The sequence below is a fragment of the Anthropogastromicrobium sp. genome (assembly GCF_037349415.1).
Classification (GTDB): Bacteria; Bacillota; Clostridia; order Lachnospirales; family Lachnospiraceae; genus Anthropogastromicrobium; species Anthropogastromicrobium aceti.
In genome coordinates, this window is record NZ_JAXWCK010000016.1 from 37,463 (window position 1) to 55,080 (window position 17,618).

Below are 17,618 nucleotides of genomic sequence, written 5' to 3' on the forward strand. Positions count from 1 at the left end.
AGCAATAGAAAGGACGTGAAATTATGGCAGCAGTGCGTATGGCAGTAATGGAGATCGGGGCACAGGACGTGATTATGAAAGTGTACGAGATTGCTCCTAGAAAGGGAATGCAGGTGATTGACAGCCTGCGCCGAATGGTTCCAGTAGGAAAAGATACATATTCAGAGGGGCGAATCAGTACACAGGTCTTAGAACAGATCTGTAATGCATTTACTCATTTTAAGCAGACGCTGGCTGAGTATGGAATAACAGAGTATTATGCACTTGCAAACAGTGCCGTGCGTGAGGCGAAAAACTGTGCAATGGTCGTGGACCAGATTGAGGTGCGCACAGGAATCCGCGTGCGGGTACTTAGTAATTCTGAGCAGCGTTATGTAAGAATTAAGGGTGTAATTGCAAGAGAAAATGATTTTAAGCTTCCGGAAAAGGGAACAGCTATGGTTGATATTGGATCAGGAAGCTTACAGATTTCTATCTACGAGAAAAAAGCTCTTGCAACTACACAGAATATTCGTCTTGGAATGGCAAAGATTGGTGAGATGTTCTCTGCATTTTCATGGGAATATCCTGTTGTGGAGCTTGTGTTAAAGGAAATGATCGACAATGATGTACAGACATTTGAGAAAATGTTCTTAAAGGATCACACGATCCGCAGTCTGATTCTTGTCGGTGATACACTTATTTCTCAGATCAGAAAGGTGCTTGAGCATACTGGAGATCCAGGCATAACCGCAGAGGATATCAGAAACTTGTACTCACAGATTCGCGGAAAATCAACAAGTGAGATTAGTCAGATGCTTGACATGCCGTTTGAGTATGCAGCGATGGTGCTTCCTGTTATGATTTTGGCGCAGACACTTCTTGATGCAAGTCAGGCAGAGAGAATCTGGATTCCGCAGTCTGATCTTTGTGACGGTTATGCAATTGATTACATGGAAAAGCATAAGCTTGGACGCATCACATACAATTTCGAAGAAGACATAATTGCATCTGCAAAGACAATCTGCAAGCGCTACAAAGGAAATCAGGCTCATGCAGAATATCTTGAGCAGATGGCAGGCAAGTTTTTTGATCTGCTGCAAAAATATCATGGTCTTGGGGAGCGTGAGCGTCTGCTTCTTCGTCTGGCTGCCATTTTACATGACTGTGGAAAATTTATAAGTATGAGTGCACCAGGCGAGTGTGCATATCAAATTATTATGTCTACAGAAATTCTCGGAATTTCTCATATGGAGCGTGAGATGGTTGCATGCATTGTCCGCTACAACACAATGGAGCTTCCAAATTTCAGGGAATTTGATGGAAAGCTTGGCAATGACGAATATTTGATTGTTATGAAATTAGCAGCTATCTTAAGAGTATGCAATGCGCTTGATCGAAGCCACCGCCAGAAATTTGCCGATATGAAGCTGACTATTAAGGACTCAAATATCGTGATCACGACAGCTTATCCGGACAACATTACGCTCGAGAAAAAGACATTAAAGGATAAGCAGGATTTCTTTGAGGAAGTATACGGACTTGGGTTTGAAATTAAGCAGAAGAAAAAGAAACAGTGAGAAAAATAGAGAAAAATAGAAAGGCAGGTTGGCAAGATGGATTTTGAAAATAGTCAATATTATACAAACAGAGAATTAAGCTGGATTCAGTTCAACTATCGTGTGCTGGAAGAGGCAAGGGATAAGAGTAATCCGTTGTTTGAGCGCCTCAAATTTTTAAGCATCACCTCATCAAATCTGGATGAATTTTTTATGGTGCGTGTTGCATCATTAAAGGATATGGTAAATGCTGGATACAAAAAGCCGGACATTGCAGGTATGACACCAAAGGAGCAGCTTTCAGCTATCAGCGAAGCACTTCATGAATTTACTCAGACACAATATTCAACATATAACAGAAGTCTTTTGCCGTTGTTGGCAAAGGAGCATATCACCGTGTTAACTTCATTTGAGCAGATGAACGATGAGGAAGCATCATTTGCAGACAATTTCTTTATGGAAAAGGTGTACCCTGTTTTAACACCGATGGCTGTAGATGCATCAAGACCATTTCCGTTAATCAGAAATAAGTCATTAAATATTGCTGCACTCATTAAGACAAAGAATCAAAGCGAAGAGGAAATGGAGCCAGAGCTTGAGTTTGCGACAGTTCAGGTGCCGTCTGTAATGGGACGAATTGTACAGCTGCCATGTACAGAGGGTGTTAAGCTGATTCTTCTTGAAGAAATCATCCGCAGAAATATCAGCAAGCTGTTTTTAAATTATGATGTCATAAGTACTGCTGCATACCGTATTGAAAGAAACGCAGATCTTAGCATCGACGAGGAGGAAGCAGAGGATCTTCTTCAGGAAATTGAAAAGCAGTTAAAGCAGCGCCAGTGGGGCGAGGCAATCAAGCTTGAGGTCAGTGAGGAGATTGACAAATATCTGCTCAAATATCTTAAAAAAGAGCTAGCGATATCAGACGAGGAAATTTATAAGATCCAGGGACCGCTCGATCTTACATTTTTAATGAAGCTCTATGGAATGGAAGGCTTTGATGCATTTAAGCAGCCAAAGTATAAGCCACAGAGCTGTCCGCAGATTGACCCAGAGCTGTCCATCTTTGACAACATTAAAAAAGGTGATATTTTCCTGCATCATCCATACATCACATTCGACCCTGTTGTAAACTTTATTAAAGAAGCAGCAGTTGATCCAAAGGTGTTGGCAATCAAACAGACATTGTACCGTGTCAGCGGCAATTCACCAATCGTTGCAGCACTTGCAAAGGCAGCAGAAAATGGCAAGCAGGTAACAGTTCTTGTCGAGTTAAAGGCACGTTTTGATGAGGAACACAATATTGTATGGGCAAAGATGCTTGAGAAAGCAGGCTGCCATGTAATTTATGGTCTTCGCGGCTTAAAGACGCATAGCAAGATTACACTTATCGTTCGTGATGAGGAAGATGGAATCTGCCGCTATGTACATTTAGGAACTGGAAATTATAATGATGCGACTGCAAAGCTTTACACTGACTGTGGTATCATGACATGCAACCGCATGATCGGTGAGGATGCTACTGCTGTATTTAACATGCTGTCTGGTTATTCAGAGCCGGAGTCTTGGAATCAGCTTGCTGTAGCACCGCTTTGGCTAAGAGGAAAGTTTTTGTCATGGATTAAAAGAGAAACTGAGTTTGCAAAGAGCGGTCGTCCGGCATATATCATTGCTAAGATGAACTCCCTTTGTGATAAAGGCATCATTGCTGCACTTTACGAGGCTTCAGCAGCCGGTGTTAAGATTGATCTGATCATTCGTGGCATCTGCTGTGTAAAGGCTGGTATACCAGGAGTCAGTGAAAACATCCGTGTGCGCTCTATAGTAGGAACCTTCCTTGAGCACAGCCGTATTTTCTGTTTTGGAAATGGCGGAAATGAAGAAATTTATATGGGAAGTGCAGACTGGATGCCAAGAAACCTTGACAGAAGAGTGGAGATTACATTCCCAGTGCTTGATCCATCTGTACGTGCAAAGGTGCGTCATATCTTAGAGGTTGAGCTTGAGGATACTGTACGTGCAAGAATCATGAAGATGGACGAAAGCGGTCAGTATGAGCGCATCGATAAGAGAGGAAAAGTGCTTGTTGACTCTCAGGAAGTGTTCTGCAATGAGGCAGAGGAGCAGGCTTTTAGGGAAGATGAAGGTTTGCAGCAGCAACGCGTATTCGAGCCGCTTACAGCAGAGGATGCGCAGGACTAAAAAAGTGCTCTGTCGTTTGAGTGCGGCAGCGGCAAAGTGAAACGGAGAAAAACATGGATCAAATTAATATATTAGTAACAGATGACGAGAGAGAAATTGCTGATCTTCTTGAAATCTATCTTGTCAGCGATGGATATCGTGTCTGGAAGGCATACAGTGCAAAAGAAGGTATTCAGATTTTACAGGAGCATGATATTCAGCTGGCTATTTTAGACATTATGATGCCGGAGATGGACGGCATCGAGATGTGCAGACAGATTAGGAAATTCAGCAACATTCCGGTTATCTTTTTAAGTGCTAAGTCAGCAGATCTTGATAAAATTCTTGGACTTGGCTGCGGAGCAGATGACTACGTGACAAAGCCGTTTAGCCCATTAGAGCTTACTGCAAGAGTCAAGTCACAGCTTCGCCGTTATACGGAATTTAATCCAGATGGCGTACAAAAAAAGGACGCAAGTGAAGTCATTTCAATACGAGGTGTTGTGATTAATCGCACAACTCATGTTGTTACTGTAGATGGTGAGGAAATTAAGCTGACACCGCTTGAATTTGATATTCTTTGTCTGTTGGCACAAAACCCAGGCAAGGTATTCAGTACAGACGAAATCTTTAAAAACGTCTGGAATGAAACTGTTTACGAGGCAAATAATACTGTTATGGTACATATCCGCCGTCTTCGTACAAAAATCAAGGATGATAATCGTGAGGATAAGATCATAACAACCGTATGGGGAGTTGGATACAAAATTGACCAGTAAAAATAAAGTGAAATATAGAGGCAGTCTGCTGCTTAACACTGTGTTAAGTGCAGCTGCCGCGCTGGCGGCTGAGGTCGCACTTTTGCTAAACAGCAAGCTGGCCGACGTGATTTTGTGTCAGTTCGGTTTTCAGGGGAGCGTCGCCAGTTTGTCAGGTGAGTATAACGCGCCCCTGATTTTTGTTTATCTGCTGATTGGCATATGCGTGTTTGCTTTTGTGTTTGGTATGCTTCAGCATCGAACACTAAAATATACAAGAAAGATTTCAGCATCTCTTCAGGAGATTTCTGAGGGACATTTTAATACGCGTATTCCAGTGCGAGGCGATAATGAGCTGTCAGATATTGCAATGCAGGTCAATCACATGGCAGAGGAGATCGAGCAGCTTCTTGAAAAAGAAAAGCAGGCAGAGGAGACAAAAAACGAGCTGATAACTAATATTGCACATGATTTGCGTACACCGCTCACATCAATTTTAGGATATCTTGATATTCTTTCCATGAGAAAGGATCTTCCAGAAGAGACGCGTCAGAATTACATCAGGATTGCTCATGACAAGGCAAAACATTTGCAGCAGATGATAGAAGATTTGTTTGGATTTACTAAGCTTAGCTACAGTAAGCAGACTACAAATATGCAGCCAATTGATATAATAACACTTTTAGCGCAGCTTCTTGATGAATTTTATCCGGTATTTGAGAATAACGAGATGGATTACGAGTACCATCCCGATGCATCAAATTTTGTAATTCAGGGTGATGCTACGCTTCTTGTGCGTCTTTTTGACAACTTGATTAACAATGCAATCAAGTATGGAAAAGAGGGAAAGCTTCTGATTGTAAAGACGAGAACACAAAAAGAAGCAATCACAGTAGATATCATTAACTTTGGAAAGGTAATTCCGCAAAAGGATTTAGACCGCGTATTTGAAAAGTTTTACCGTGCTGAAAGTTCAAGAAATTCCGCTACAGGAGGAACAGGTCTTGGTCTTGCGATTGCAGCAAATGTGGCGCGTATACACGGAGGTTCAATTGCGGCAAAAAGCAGCCTTGAGGGAACTGTTTTTAGTGTGATGCTGCCAAGCACACATGAAGAAAATATCGAGGATGACAATCATGCTACGCAGGAGGTGTCAGATGAGACCTAAAACTACCCATCGCACTGCAGTCACAGTACTGTTTTTTACAATTGTCCTATGCCTGATTACAGCAGGTGGCTGTAAAAATGCTTCAAAACGCGCGTACCGCGCCTATTCAGGAACAGTCAGTGTCAGTCTTGGTCTTGGAAGAGAAGGGATTCTTGTGGAAGAACATCCTTTTCCAGTTACGGTGCATGTTGATGGAGATTATGCAAAAGAGGGTGGAACATGCGTTCTTACAGTGCCGACAAATGCAAGTGATTACTATGCGTACCGAAAGCCGCTGTCAGATGAGAATGAACAGACGATCTCGTTTATTGTTCCTGCAGCGAAATACAGCAGTCAGATTACAATTGAACTTCTTGATAGCTATGAGCGTGTCATTTACAGCAGAACATGTACCTATCAGGCATATGATGAATGGCAGAATATGCTTTTAGCAGGCCATATGGGAAAACAGACAGATACCGTATCATGGCCAGAGCAAATTAAAAGAAATGATCTTGGAACAGCGGTTTCAGTACGAACTGTCACACTCACAGAAGACAATTTGTATACCGAAAAAGAGGGCTACGGTATGCTCGATTTTTTATCGGTTGATGTTGCCTATTTTGAAGAACTAAGCAGTGATGTGAAAAATGCATTGTTAGAATGGGTAAAAGAGGGCGGTACGATTGTATTTGAGGGAAGCGGCGGATGGACAGCACTCCAGAAAATGAATATAAACGGATTTGGCAGCTCCAAAACTTTTAGTGCAGGCAGTAACCAAAAGCTGCTTTACCGAAGTCTTGGAGATGGAAGTGTATGGTTTCTTGGAAAAACACTCAGCCAGACTGTGTCACGTCTTACAGATGAAAGAAAGTCGCAGTTTATTCTAATCTTGAGCAAAGGAGCAAGCGGAAGCTACTCAGAAGATTTTAGCTCTCTTAGTGTTTATGAAAATTCATCGCTGCTTTACAGACTCAGGACACATAAATCATCTGCTGAGACACCAAAGGTATGGATATATGTAGCCATTTTGATTTTATATCTGGTAGTTGGCATTCCTGGAATTTATCTTTTGATGCGCAAGAAAAAAAGGATACGCTGGTTTCGCCCGCTTGTCTGTCTGCTTGCTGCATGCTTTTCCATTTTGATATTCATAGTAGGAACAAGCACACGTTATTCACGGCCATTTATTCGAAGCCTCACTGTATTATCTGATGAGAACAGCAGAGAAAATGAGAATAGTGAAACAATCTATACAAGCATTCAGGCACCGTTTAACAGCAGCTATGAGGTAAGCATTAATCCAGCATACCATGTTACATCACTTATGGAAGAGTATTATTGGGGAAGCGGCACACAAAACGGAACTGTCAATGCAAAGCGTGTCGTGTCGTTTGATTTTTCTAAAGAGCAGACACTTTTGTCTTTGGAAAACCTGACAGCCTTTTCCTCACGCTGTTTTGCACTTGAAAATAATATTTCAGGTATCGGAACTATTACAGGCACAGTTGAAGAAAATGCGTCAGGAGTTTTTGGAACACTTGTAAATAATACTGAATACGAACTTATATCGGCTGTAGTAAATACAGGAAATGAGCTTGCACTGATCGAGCACTGGAAGCCGGGGGAGACAATTGATTTGGAGACAGAACAGCAAAATGGACGTGTTCATATGATGACAAAAGATCAGTTTTCAGATGGTGCATACAAAAACCGCGGTCAGTGGATTGGAAAGCTAGCAGATTATTATGAATACTATTTGTATACAAAAAAAGAGCAGTTATATGTTATGGCGCAAATTGATTATATGCCTGCTATACAGCAGTATACAGATTATCCGGTAGAAAATGATACCATTATTTGTTTGTCTGTCACACAGAACTGACGGATGTAACATGATAACTATGAGATAGGAGGCATGTATGCTGTCTGTAAATCAGCTTAAATTTAAGGTAAAAAATAAGACTTTGATCGACGAGCTTACGCTAAACGTTACGCCGGGCAGCTTTTATGCGCTTCTTGGCAGAAAAGGGTCAGGTAAGACAACACTTCTTCGTCTTTGTTCTGGTCTTTTAGAGCCGCAAAGCGGAAATATTTACATTAATGGGATGGATGTGTCAAAACGAGAAAATAAGAAAAATATTCTTCGTATTCTGGGCTATATGGGATCGCAGGATGGTTATTTTCCGCGTCTTCAGGTAATGGAGTATCTCGAAGTGTATGCACATGCGCAGGGACTTTATGGTCTTGCAGCGAGAGAGCGCTGCATGGAGGTGCTTCAGCTGGGGCACCTTGAGCGAAGAGCAGAGCAGCTTGTGGAGGAGCAGTCTGCTAGTGTCAGAAGAGAACTTTCATTTTTGCGGGCGATTCTTCATCGTCCGCGCCTGCTGCTTCTTGATGATCCATTTAATGGGATGGAGAGTGCACAAAAGCTTGCGATGGAGGAATTGTTTGCTATTCTTGCAGAGGATGAGGTAACTGTCTTAATGGCATCGCAGTCACTTCCAGATGCAGCGCATCTTTGCGGTGAGATCGGTATTATTGAGAAGGGACGCATTATAAGTGAAGGAAATCTGTCAGATATTCTTCGTCAGGCAAGAAGCGAGGCACTTTTATATCTTCGTGTCTGTGAAGCGCCTGAGGCAGCTGTTGCCATTTTGCGAAAGGAAGCGCTTGTGCGCACGATTTCAAGAGATGGTAATTTTATCGTTATGCATTTTGCTGGAGGCATCAAAGATGAAGCTGCACTTTTAAAAAAACTTATAGAAAGCAATGTCAAGGTATACTCATTTAGCCGTGGGCAGAGCAGTCTGGAAAATCTGTTAGAGCGTGAAATTTCAGGCGGAAAGGGGAGAAGATGAGCAAATTCCATAATCCAATATATGAAAAGGATCGTTGGGCAGCAAACCGCAGCAAGGCATTTCTAATTGCTGTTCTTTCTGTTAACAGTGTGATTGCTGTTATAGCAATAGTTGTATTCATGAACATGGTAAGTTACATGAAGACGAGCAGTGAAAATGATTATGCCGCACTGCTTCAGCTATATCTTACGCTTGCGATGGCAGAATGTTTGATGATCGTTTTTATCGCCCCGGCACTTGCAGGAACTGGCATCAGTCAGGAGCGCGAAAATGGAAATCTGGAGCTGTTTTTATCGACGGGTGTTTCGCCATGGCAGGTGATTTTAGGAAAGCTTGTTTCTTGCATGAATATGATGTTTGTGCTTATTGTGACATCACTTCCAGTTTTTTCACTTGTATTTGTGTACGGTGGTGTTCAGATGCGCGATCTTATTGCAATGATCAGCGTGCTTCTTGTTGTTGCACTTGAGATTTGTTCGCTCTCCATTCTATGCTCAGCAGGTGCAAATCGTTCAGTTTACGCGGCGCTTTCTGCCTACGCTTCAAATCTGATTTTGATCGGTGGAACATTATTTGTTCATCTTGCACCGAGCCTTTTGTACAGCTCATCAGTCTATGGAGATCAGTTGGGAAGTCCTGTATCCTGGTATCATTATCTGCTTCTTACTAATCCAGTTGTCACATTTTATGGTGTATTAAATTACCAGGCGGGAAGCCGTAGTGCAATTTTTGATATGATTAATTACATGGGAAATTATAAACAAAACTGGATTACGCAGCATTGGCTGCCCGTAAGTTTATTAGTACAGGCAGCCATCGTAGCATTTGAGTTATTATATGCCGTTCATATCTTATACAGTAAGCGAAGAGGCAACTATCGCGAAATCCGATTAAGATAAGAATCAGAAATACTTCTGAGCTGGTCAATTGTTTCTTTTAATATTGAAACAACTAAGTCCAGCTCTTTTTTTGTTGTGTTTCGTCCAAGTGTCAGACGAAGCGAAGCATGTGCAAGCTCATCAGACAATCCGATTGCAGTCAGTACATGGGACGGCTCCGCAGATGAAGAGGCACAAGCAGAGCCAGATGATGCACAGATACCTTGCGCGTCAAGCATCATAAGAAGGGAGCTGCCCTCGACATATTCGAATGAAAAGTTTGCATTGCCGGGAAGACGATTTTGGTGACTGCCATTTAACTGACAAAATGGAATTTCATGCAGTACTCGTTGAATCAGATAATTGCGAAGGGCAATTTCGTGACGCATTGTGGTGCGCATCTGATTAAATGCGATTTTTGCTGCCACGCCAAAGCCTGCAATTGCCGGTACATTTTCTGTGCCTCCGCGAATGCCACTTTCCTGTCCTCCGCCAAATATAAGTGGTGTCAGTGTAACGCCATCGCGGATATACAAAAGACCGATGCCCTTTGGTCCATAAATTTTATGTGCACTGGCACTTAAAAGATCAACTCCAAGACGTTTTACGTCAATAGGAATTTGTCCGTATGCCTGAACAGCATCAGTGTGAAAAAGACAGCCCTCACAGCCGTTTGTATGAGCAATATAAGCTAAATCAGAAATTGGCTGTATCGTACCAATTTCATTATTTGCCATCATAATTGACACAAGAATCGTATCAGGGCGCATTGCCTTTAGAAGATTTTCAGGGTGAATGAAGCCGGCTGCATCAGGCATCAGATAAGTGACATCAAAGCCTTCATCTTCAAGGAAGGCGGCTGCATGCAAAATTGCATGATGTTCAATAGCAGAGACGATGATGTGATTTCCTTTACAGCGAAGCAGCCGTGCGCAGCCAATAAGTGCCCAGCTGTCAGATTCAGAGCCTCCGGAAGTAAAAAAGATACGCTTTGGATCAGCATGGATCAGGGCGGCAGTATGTGCACGCGCGTCCAAAACGGCGCGTCGTGGTTCATCAGAAAAATCATACAGCGAAGAGGGATTTCCCCATTCACTTTTCATATAAGAGATCATAGTGTCGCAGACCTCTGGCAGAGGTGGGGTCGTTGCGGCATGATCAAGATAGATTTGGTTCATAAAAAAGGATCCTTTCTTTATGGAAGTTGCTGCCTTCTATTTTATCTTATGAAAAAACAACTGTAAAGTACCGGGATTGCGAAAAAAGGCAGTTGTCATATTCGTTTATTCGCGGTATAATTAAAAACAACTGTGTGCAGCTGTTATGAAAAAAATTTGCTGCCGCAATTTCATTTACTAAAAGGAGGCAATTATGGAATTAATTACAGTCCGCGAAATTTTTGCGCAGCCGGACGCGTATATGGATAAGGAAGTAACAGTAGGAGGATGGATTCGCAGTATCCGTGATTCCAAGACATTTGGATTTATCGTACTAAGCGATGGAACTAGCTTTGAGCCAATTCAGGTTGTATATCATGATACCATGGAGAACTTTGCAGAGATCTCAAAGTGCAATGTAGGTACAGCCCTGATTGTAAAGGGAACATTAGTTGCTACACCGCAGGCAAAGCAGCCATTCGAGATTCAGGCAGTGACTGTTACAGTTGAGGGTGCATCTACACCAGACTATCCGTTACAGAAGAAGCGTCACAGCATGGAATATCTGCGTACCATTTCCCATCTGCGTCCGCGTACAAACACCTTCCAGGCAGTTTTCCGTGTTCGTTCTTTGATCGCATTTGCTATTCATCAGTTCTTCCAGGAGAAGGGCTTTGTATATGTGCACACTCCATTGATCACTGGAAGTGACTGCGAGGGTGCAGGCGAGATGTTCCAGGTAACAACTATGGATTTAAACAACATCCCGAAGACAGAGGATGGAAAGGTTGACTACTCACAGGACTTCTTTGGAAAGCCAACTAACCTGACTGTAAGTGGACAGTTAAACGGTGAGACATATGCAATGGCATTTAGAAACATCTACACCTTTGGACCGACATTCCGTGCAGAAAACTCAAACACTACACGTCATGCAGCAGAGTTCTGGATGATCGAGCCTGAGATGGCATTTGCTGATTTAAATGATGATATGAAGTTAGCAGAGGAAATGTTAAAGTATGTAATTCGCTATGTATTAGAGAAGGCACCAAAGGAGATGGAGTTCTTCAATTCCTTCATCGACAAGGGATTATTAGATCGCTTAAATCACGTATTAAACTCTGAGTTTGGTCATGTCACCTATACAGAGGCAATCGAGATTTTAGAGAAGCACAATGATAAGTTTGATTATAAGGTAAGCTGGGGCTGTGATTTACAGACAGAGCATGAGCGTTATCTGACAGAGGAGATCTTCAAGCGTCCTGTATTTGTAACTGATTATCCGAAGGAAATCAAGGCATTCTACATGAAGCAAAATGAAGATGGAAAGACAGTTGCCGCAATGGACTGCCTCGTACCAGGTATCGGAGAAATCATCGGAGGAAGCCAGAGAGAGGACGACTATACAAAGCTGACAGAGCGTATGAAAGAACTTGGCTTAAAAGAAGAAGATTATGGCTTCTATCTGGATTTAAGAAAGTACGGAAGTGCACGTCATGCAGGCTTTGGTCTGGGATTTGAGCGCTGCGTTATGTACCTGACAGGAATGGGCAACATCCGCGACGTAATTCCATTCCCAAGAACTGTAAATAACTGTGATATTTGATGATACTAGGAGACCGAAGTCAATGTGCGATCGTGCTTGCACGAGAGAGCACATTTGACCTCGGGATCCGAACAAACATGAGGATGCAGCGATTTTCGAAGAAAATCAGCGAATCCGAATGTTTGCAGGCTTGTGAGAGCTGCAAAGCAGCGGAGCAAGCCGTAGGTATCATCAAAGTAGAATAACACAACAAGAGAGGAGACCAAATGCGCTTTATACACATAGCAGACTTGCATCTGGGCAGCAGCCCTGAAGCAGAATTTCTCTGGGGAAAGAACCGTGCAGAAGAAATTTGGGACTCATTTGCTGCAGTGATAGATGCGTGTAATGAAAAAGAGATCGACCTGTTATTAATCGCAGGCGATCTCTTTGATCGACCTCCCGTCTGGGCAGATCTTGACCGGGCAGCAAAGCTGTTTGCCAGACTGACCGCCACAGAAGTTGTCATGATTGCCGGTGCATCTGACTATATCACAGAAGATAGTCCGTGGAAGACATATCCGTGGCAGTCATGGGTACATATGCTGTCTGATAAGCATTGCATGAATGTGCAGCTGGGAAACATAAATACATCTGTTCATGGATGCAGCTACTATGCTCCGACAGAAGGCAAGCCGTATCTGGAGGATGCAAGACCAGATAAAGAAAGTGAATATCAGATTTTGCTTGGCTATACAGGTGATGATAATCATATGCCGGCAGACCTTTCAGAGTTGTCTGAAAAAGGCTTTGACTATATTGCACTTGGCTACGAGCACAAGGCAAGCGTTATGCAAAGTATGCACATGGCTTATGCCGGATCACTTGAGCCTCTTAGCGTACATGAAACAGGCAAGCATGGATTTATTCTCGGAGAGATTAACGAGGATAGTACAACGATTAGGTTCGTACCGTTTGCCTGCCGTGAATACATCAATATTAAGGTGCGCCTGTCAAGTGATATTACAGAGGATGAGCTGGAAGAAAAGCTGACAGCTGCAATCAATCAGTATGGCAGCGATAACATCTTCACGATTAGTCTTGAAGGACGTTATCAGCCAAAAGAGCCATATGACAGAGCACGTCTTCTTGCGCTTGGCAATGTGGCAGATGTAAAGGACGGCACAATGCCAGACTACAATCTGGTGGCACTTTTAGATGAGCATAAGGATGATATGATCGGTATGTATCTGGAAGAGTTTTTAAAAGAACCGGCAGGAACGCGTGAGCAAAAAGCACTTTACTGCGGCTTGGAGGCACTTTTAAATGCCGTACAGAAGACACAGTAACAGACAGGGAAGTGGGGTAGCAAGTGAATATTCTAAAGCTGGAATTGACACATTTTGGAAAATTCCATTTAAAAACAATTACATTTACGTCCGGCCTGAATATTGTGTATGGCAAAAATGAGGCTGGAAAATCCACGATTCATGCATTTGTGCGCAGTATGCTGTTTGGCATCCCGGATACAGAGGAGGGAAATGAGCGTTACAGTCATTATCTTCCATGGGAGACACCGCATGATTTTTGTGGAAGAATGTGGATTAAAAAAGATGATAAAGTATACAGAATCGAGCGAAACTTTTTAAGACCGCAGCCAACGGTTCGTGTATTTGATGATGAGACAGGCGAGTCGCTTCAGCCGGCAAAGCAGCATTTAAGACAGATTTTGAGCGGTCTCACTGAGACAAGCTATCTTAATACTATCTGTATTGAGCAGCTAAAGAGTGCTACAGATCCTCAGCTTGCAAAGGAACTTGAGGATATGGCAGTCAATGCCAGTCGGAGCAAAAATCTGAACATCGACGTCAAGCAGGCAAAACAGGAGCTGTTATTAAAAAAGCAGAGTCTGCAGTCACAGATCGTAAATGATGTGGACAGCGTTCATCAAAAGAATCAAAAGATGGCAGATGAGTCAGGCAAGCGTCTGAGTCGCCTTCAGCGTTCACGTTATATTAGAGAAAAGCAAAGCAGTGATTTACAGACAAAAATCGAGACTGAGCGCCGTCAGGCAGAGGAAGAACTGATGGCATATGAGCGCGAGCGAAATGAGCTTCGCCGCCGCTATGAATCAGACAAAAAGGCAAGTGAAAATGCAGCTAATGCCAATATGACGGCAGCAGGCGGACATGGATGGCTTATATGGTTAGTGCTTGCTGTTCTTGCTGGTGCATTTTCCATCTATCGCTACAGCAGTGTCGGTATGACAAACAGAGGCGATTTCTGGATGATTACAATCGGGGCATGCGCAGCATTTGTATGTATTGTTTCCATGTTTTTATGTGCATGGAAGAGTAAGGACAACAAAAAGAATGCGTTTGCGGCCCAGAAGATATCAAAAGAACTAAAAGAAAAGCTTGAACAAAGCTTAAAAGAATTTGAGGAATGTAAAACAAAGATGCCGACGGATGCTGCCGACCGCTGCAAGCCACTTGAAGAGCAGTATGAAAAGGCACAGCGAGAGCTTTCTTATCTTGTGCATGAGCAAAAAGAAGAAGAAAAGATTTTGCTGTCACTTGAAGAAAACGATCAGAAGCTAAAGGGTGCTGCCGCAGAAAATGCCAGACTTGCAGAAGAAATTGAATCTGTCAATATGGCACTTAAGACAATGGATCACGTATCAGAACGTATCCGTGCCACCTTTGGAAATCTGTTAAACAGTGAGGCTTCTAAAATTTTGTTTGATATTACAGACGGAAAGTATGAGAAGGTTGTTATTGGACAGGATATGAAGGTGAGAGTGTATGCAGATGAGCGGGAGATTCAGTTAGAAAGTGTAAGCCGAGGAACAATCGAGCAGATTTACTTAAGCATCCGTGTTGCAGCTGCAAAGCTTTTGTGGCAGGACGAACCGATGCCATTTTTGTTTGATGATGTATTTGCGTACTATGATGATGAGCGCCTTGCCGCAGCAATCGATATGCTCAAAAAGTGCGGTCATCAGGTAATCATATTTAGCTGTCATTCAAGAGAAGACAGCTTATTAAGATAAGAGAACAAGAAGACAGGAGTGTATAAGCCGCAGATGCAGCAGGCAGGCGGCGGAATGAGAGGGAAACATGATTAGTGCAAATGGAGTAACATTACGTCTGGGCAAACGCGCCCTTTTCGAAGATGTAAATATCAAATTTACAGAAGGAAACTGTTATGGAATTATCGGTGCAAACGGTGCCGGAAAATCAACATTTTTAAAGATTTTGTCTGGTCAGCTTGAGCCGACAAATGGAAGCATCACAATGACACCGGGACAGCGTCTTTCCGTATTGGAGCAGGATCACTTTAAGTATGATGACTGTGTAGTACTAGATACTGTTATGATGGGAAATGCCCGTCTTTTTGAAATCATGAAGGAAAAGGATGCTATCTATGCAAAAGAGGATTTCTCTGATGAAGATGGTATTCGTGCAAGTGAGCTGGAGGCAGAATTTGCACAGATGAATGGATGGGAGGCAGATTCTGATGCTGCATCTTTGTTAAATGGTCTTGGTATTGAAACTGATCTTCATTATAAGAAGATGGGTGAGCTTGATGGTCCAGACAAGGTAAAGGTTCTTCTTGCAAGAGCTTTGTTTGGAAATCCAGATATTCTATTAATGGACGAGCCGACCAACCATTTGGACTTAGCAGCAATCGACTGGTTAGAGGAGTTTTTGATCAACTTTGAAAACACTGTCATTGTCGTTTCCCATGACCGTTATTTCTTAAATAAGGTATGTACACAGATCGCTGATATTGACTATGCAAAGATTCAGCTGTATTCTGGTAACTATGATTTCTGGTATGAGTCTTCTCAGCTTATGATTAAGCAGATGAAGGAAGCAAACCGCAAGAAGGAAGAAAAGATTAAGGAGTTACAGGAGTTCATCCAGCGTTTCTCCGCAAATGCATCTAAGAGTAAGCAGGCAACATCACGTAAGAGAGCACTTGAGAAGATCCAGCTTGACGATATGCGTCCATCTTCCAGAAAGTATCCATACATCGACTTTAGACCAGACCGTACTATCGGAAATGAGGTTCTGACAGTCGAGAATTTAAGTAAGACAATCGATGGTGTAAAGGTGCTTGACAATATCAGCTTTACACTGCGTCATGACGATAAGGTTGCATTTGTTGGTTCAAACGAGCTGGCAAAGACAACATTATTCCAGATCTTAATGGGTGAGATGGAGCCAGATTCAGGAAGCTTCAAGTGGGGTGTAACAACATCTCAGGCATACTTCCCGAAGGATAACTCCGCTGAGTTTGACAGCGATCTTGTGATCTATGACTGGCTGCAGCAGTACTCCCCTGTAAAGGATATCACTTATGTAAGAGGTTTCCTTGGACGTATGCTTTTTGCTGGTGATGACGGTGCGAAGAAGGTTCGCGTTTTATCAGGAGGAGAGAAGGTTCGCTGTATGCTCTCCAAGATGATGATTTCTGGTGCAAACGTATTAGTATTTGATGAGCCAACAAACCACTTAGACATGGAGTCTATCACAGCATTAAATAACGGTATGATGAAGTTCCCAGGTGTAATTTTGTTCTCCTCAAGAGACCATCAGATCGTTCAGACAACTGCAAACCGTATTATCGAGCTGCTTCCAGGCGGATTTATCGATAAGATTACCACATACGACGAGTATCTGGCAAGTGATGAGATGGCAATGAAGCGTCAGGTTTACACTGCAAATCTCGAGGATGATGTAGAACCGGATGGCGAAGAATAATCTTGTTACTAAAGAGAAAGGCGGTGAAGCATGAGTGCATTTGCATTAAAAATTATTGCAATGGTCACAATGTTTATCGATCATCTCTTTGCCTCCTGTATCGATCCATATGGTGTTGATGTATGGAACATTTCAAGGCATATCGTGCCAGGAACTGGAACTACACTTTACTGGATTGGCAGAATGATCGGACGCATTGCTTTTCCTATATTCTGCTTCCAGATAGTGGAGGGAGTGCGGTACACAAAAAACTGGAAGCGCTACATGGCGCGTCTGGCACTGCTTGCCTTAATTTCTGAGATTCCATTTGATCTGGCATTAAAAAATTTTCAGATTGATATGTCTTCACAAAATGTATTTCTTACGCTGCTGTTTGGCATGATGATTGTTACATTTATGAAGGTAGTTGATCAAGACTGGAAATATCTGGTGTGGCCAGTCCTTGTATTTGGATACGGTTACATGGCAAAATTCATCTTTCATACTGACTATGACTGGAGCGGAGTTGTGTGCATCGCTGTCATGGGTCTTATGAATGAGCCATGGGAGAAGGTTTTTAGGCCATACACACCGGCAGTCTCTCAGATGATTCACGTAGTATTTGCGGCACTTGGAATATTTGTACTTTATTATAAGAACAGCTTCGAAATATATGGATTTTTTGCACTGCTTCCAATCGCCCTTTATAATGGAAGAAAAGGCTATTCAAGCAAAAAGGTACAATATGCATTTTATTTTTTCTATCCTGTGCATCTGATAGTGCTGTTTGTGATCGCGTATACATTCAGGTAAGGAATAAAAAAT

The 17,618-nt window shown here is 42.6% G+C and carries 13 protein-coding genes; 12 read left to right on the top strand and 1 reads right to left on the bottom strand.

What is annotated here, in order from left to right; translation table 11 throughout:
- Positions 1-23 precede the first annotated feature (23 nt).
- Genes WJP93_RS02235 through WJP93_RS02265 form a run of 7 tightly spaced genes read left to right on the top strand, consistent with a single transcriptional unit; the run spans position 24 to position 9,384 of the window.
- Entirely contained in the window at positions 24-1,559 is a 1,536-nt protein-coding gene (locus WJP93_RS02235) for an exopolyphosphatase (protein ID WP_337546646.1), read from the top strand.
- A 36-nt stretch (positions 1,560-1,595) separates the two neighbouring features.
- Positions 1,596-3,740, top strand: coding sequence for an RNA degradosome polyphosphate kinase (locus WJP93_RS02240; protein WP_337546648.1), 2,145 nt, complete (start codon positions 1,596-1,598; stop codon positions 3,738-3,740).
- A gap of 53 nt (positions 3,741-3,793) precedes the next feature.
- Positions 3,794-4,498 (top strand): response regulator transcription factor, encoded by a 705-nt coding sequence (locus tag WJP93_RS02245; RefSeq protein WP_337546649.1) that lies wholly within the window; start codon positions 3,794-3,796, stop codon positions 4,496-4,498.
- Complete coding sequence (locus WJP93_RS02250) at positions 4,488-5,645, top strand: HAMP domain-containing sensor histidine kinase (RefSeq protein WP_337546650.1); 1,158 nt, start codon at positions 4,488-4,490, stop codon at positions 5,643-5,645. Before WJP93_RS02245 ends, WJP93_RS02250 begins: the two co-directional genes overlap by 11 nt.
- Complete coding sequence (locus WJP93_RS02255; protein ID WP_337546652.1) at positions 5,635-7,509, top strand: hypothetical protein; 1,875 nt, start codon at positions 5,635-5,637, stop codon at positions 7,507-7,509. Before WJP93_RS02250 ends, WJP93_RS02255 begins: the two co-directional genes overlap by 11 nt.
- A gap of 37 nt (positions 7,510-7,546) precedes the next feature.
- A complete protein-coding gene (locus WJP93_RS02260) occupies positions 7,547-8,485 on the top strand; it encodes an ABC transporter ATP-binding protein (protein WP_337546653.1) in 939 nt (312 codons plus the stop codon).
- A complete protein-coding gene (locus WJP93_RS02265; RefSeq protein ID WP_337546655.1) occupies positions 8,482-9,384 on the top strand; it encodes an ABC transporter permease subunit in 903 nt (300 codons plus the stop codon). Before WJP93_RS02260 ends, WJP93_RS02265 begins: the two co-directional genes overlap by 4 nt.
- Here the strand turns inward: WJP93_RS02265 and WJP93_RS02270 are convergent.
- Positions 9,360-10,541: a cysteine desulfurase family protein gene (locus WJP93_RS02270; protein WP_227101603.1), complete on the bottom strand. Its 1,182-nt coding sequence runs from the start codon at positions 10,539-10,541 to the stop codon at positions 9,360-9,362. The genes WJP93_RS02265 and WJP93_RS02270 overlap by 25 nt on opposite strands.
- Before the next feature lie 193 nt (positions 10,542-10,734).
- Between WJP93_RS02270 and asnS the strand changes: the two genes are divergently transcribed.
- From asnS to WJP93_RS02295, 5 genes are all read left to right on the top strand, one after another.
- On the top strand, positions 10,735-12,126 hold the full coding sequence (gene asnS / locus WJP93_RS02275; protein ID WP_337546658.1) for an asparagine--tRNA ligase: 1,392 nt from the start codon (positions 10,735-10,737) through the stop codon (positions 12,124-12,126).
- A gap of 206 nt (positions 12,127-12,332) precedes the next feature.
- Positions 12,333-13,394: a DNA repair exonuclease gene (locus WJP93_RS02280; protein ID WP_066562784.1), complete on the top strand. Its 1,062-nt coding sequence runs from the start codon at positions 12,333-12,335 to the stop codon at positions 13,392-13,394.
- 23 nt (positions 13,395-13,417) lie between these two features.
- Positions 13,418-15,097 carry an AAA family ATPase gene (locus tag WJP93_RS02285; protein WP_308731942.1) on the top strand — a complete coding sequence of 560 codons (1,680 nt, stop codon included), beginning with the start codon at positions 13,418-13,420 and terminating at the stop codon, positions 15,095-15,097.
- A 67-nt stretch (positions 15,098-15,164) separates the two neighbouring features.
- Positions 15,165-16,814, top strand: coding sequence for an ATP-binding cassette domain-containing protein (locus WJP93_RS02290; RefSeq protein ID WP_066562780.1), 1,650 nt, complete (start codon positions 15,165-15,167; stop codon positions 16,812-16,814).
- Between the two features lie 30 nt (positions 16,815-16,844).
- A complete protein-coding gene (locus tag WJP93_RS02295) occupies positions 16,845-17,606 on the top strand; it encodes a TraX family protein (protein ID WP_118614045.1) in 762 nt (253 codons plus the stop codon).
- Positions 17,607-17,618 lie beyond the last annotated feature (12 nt).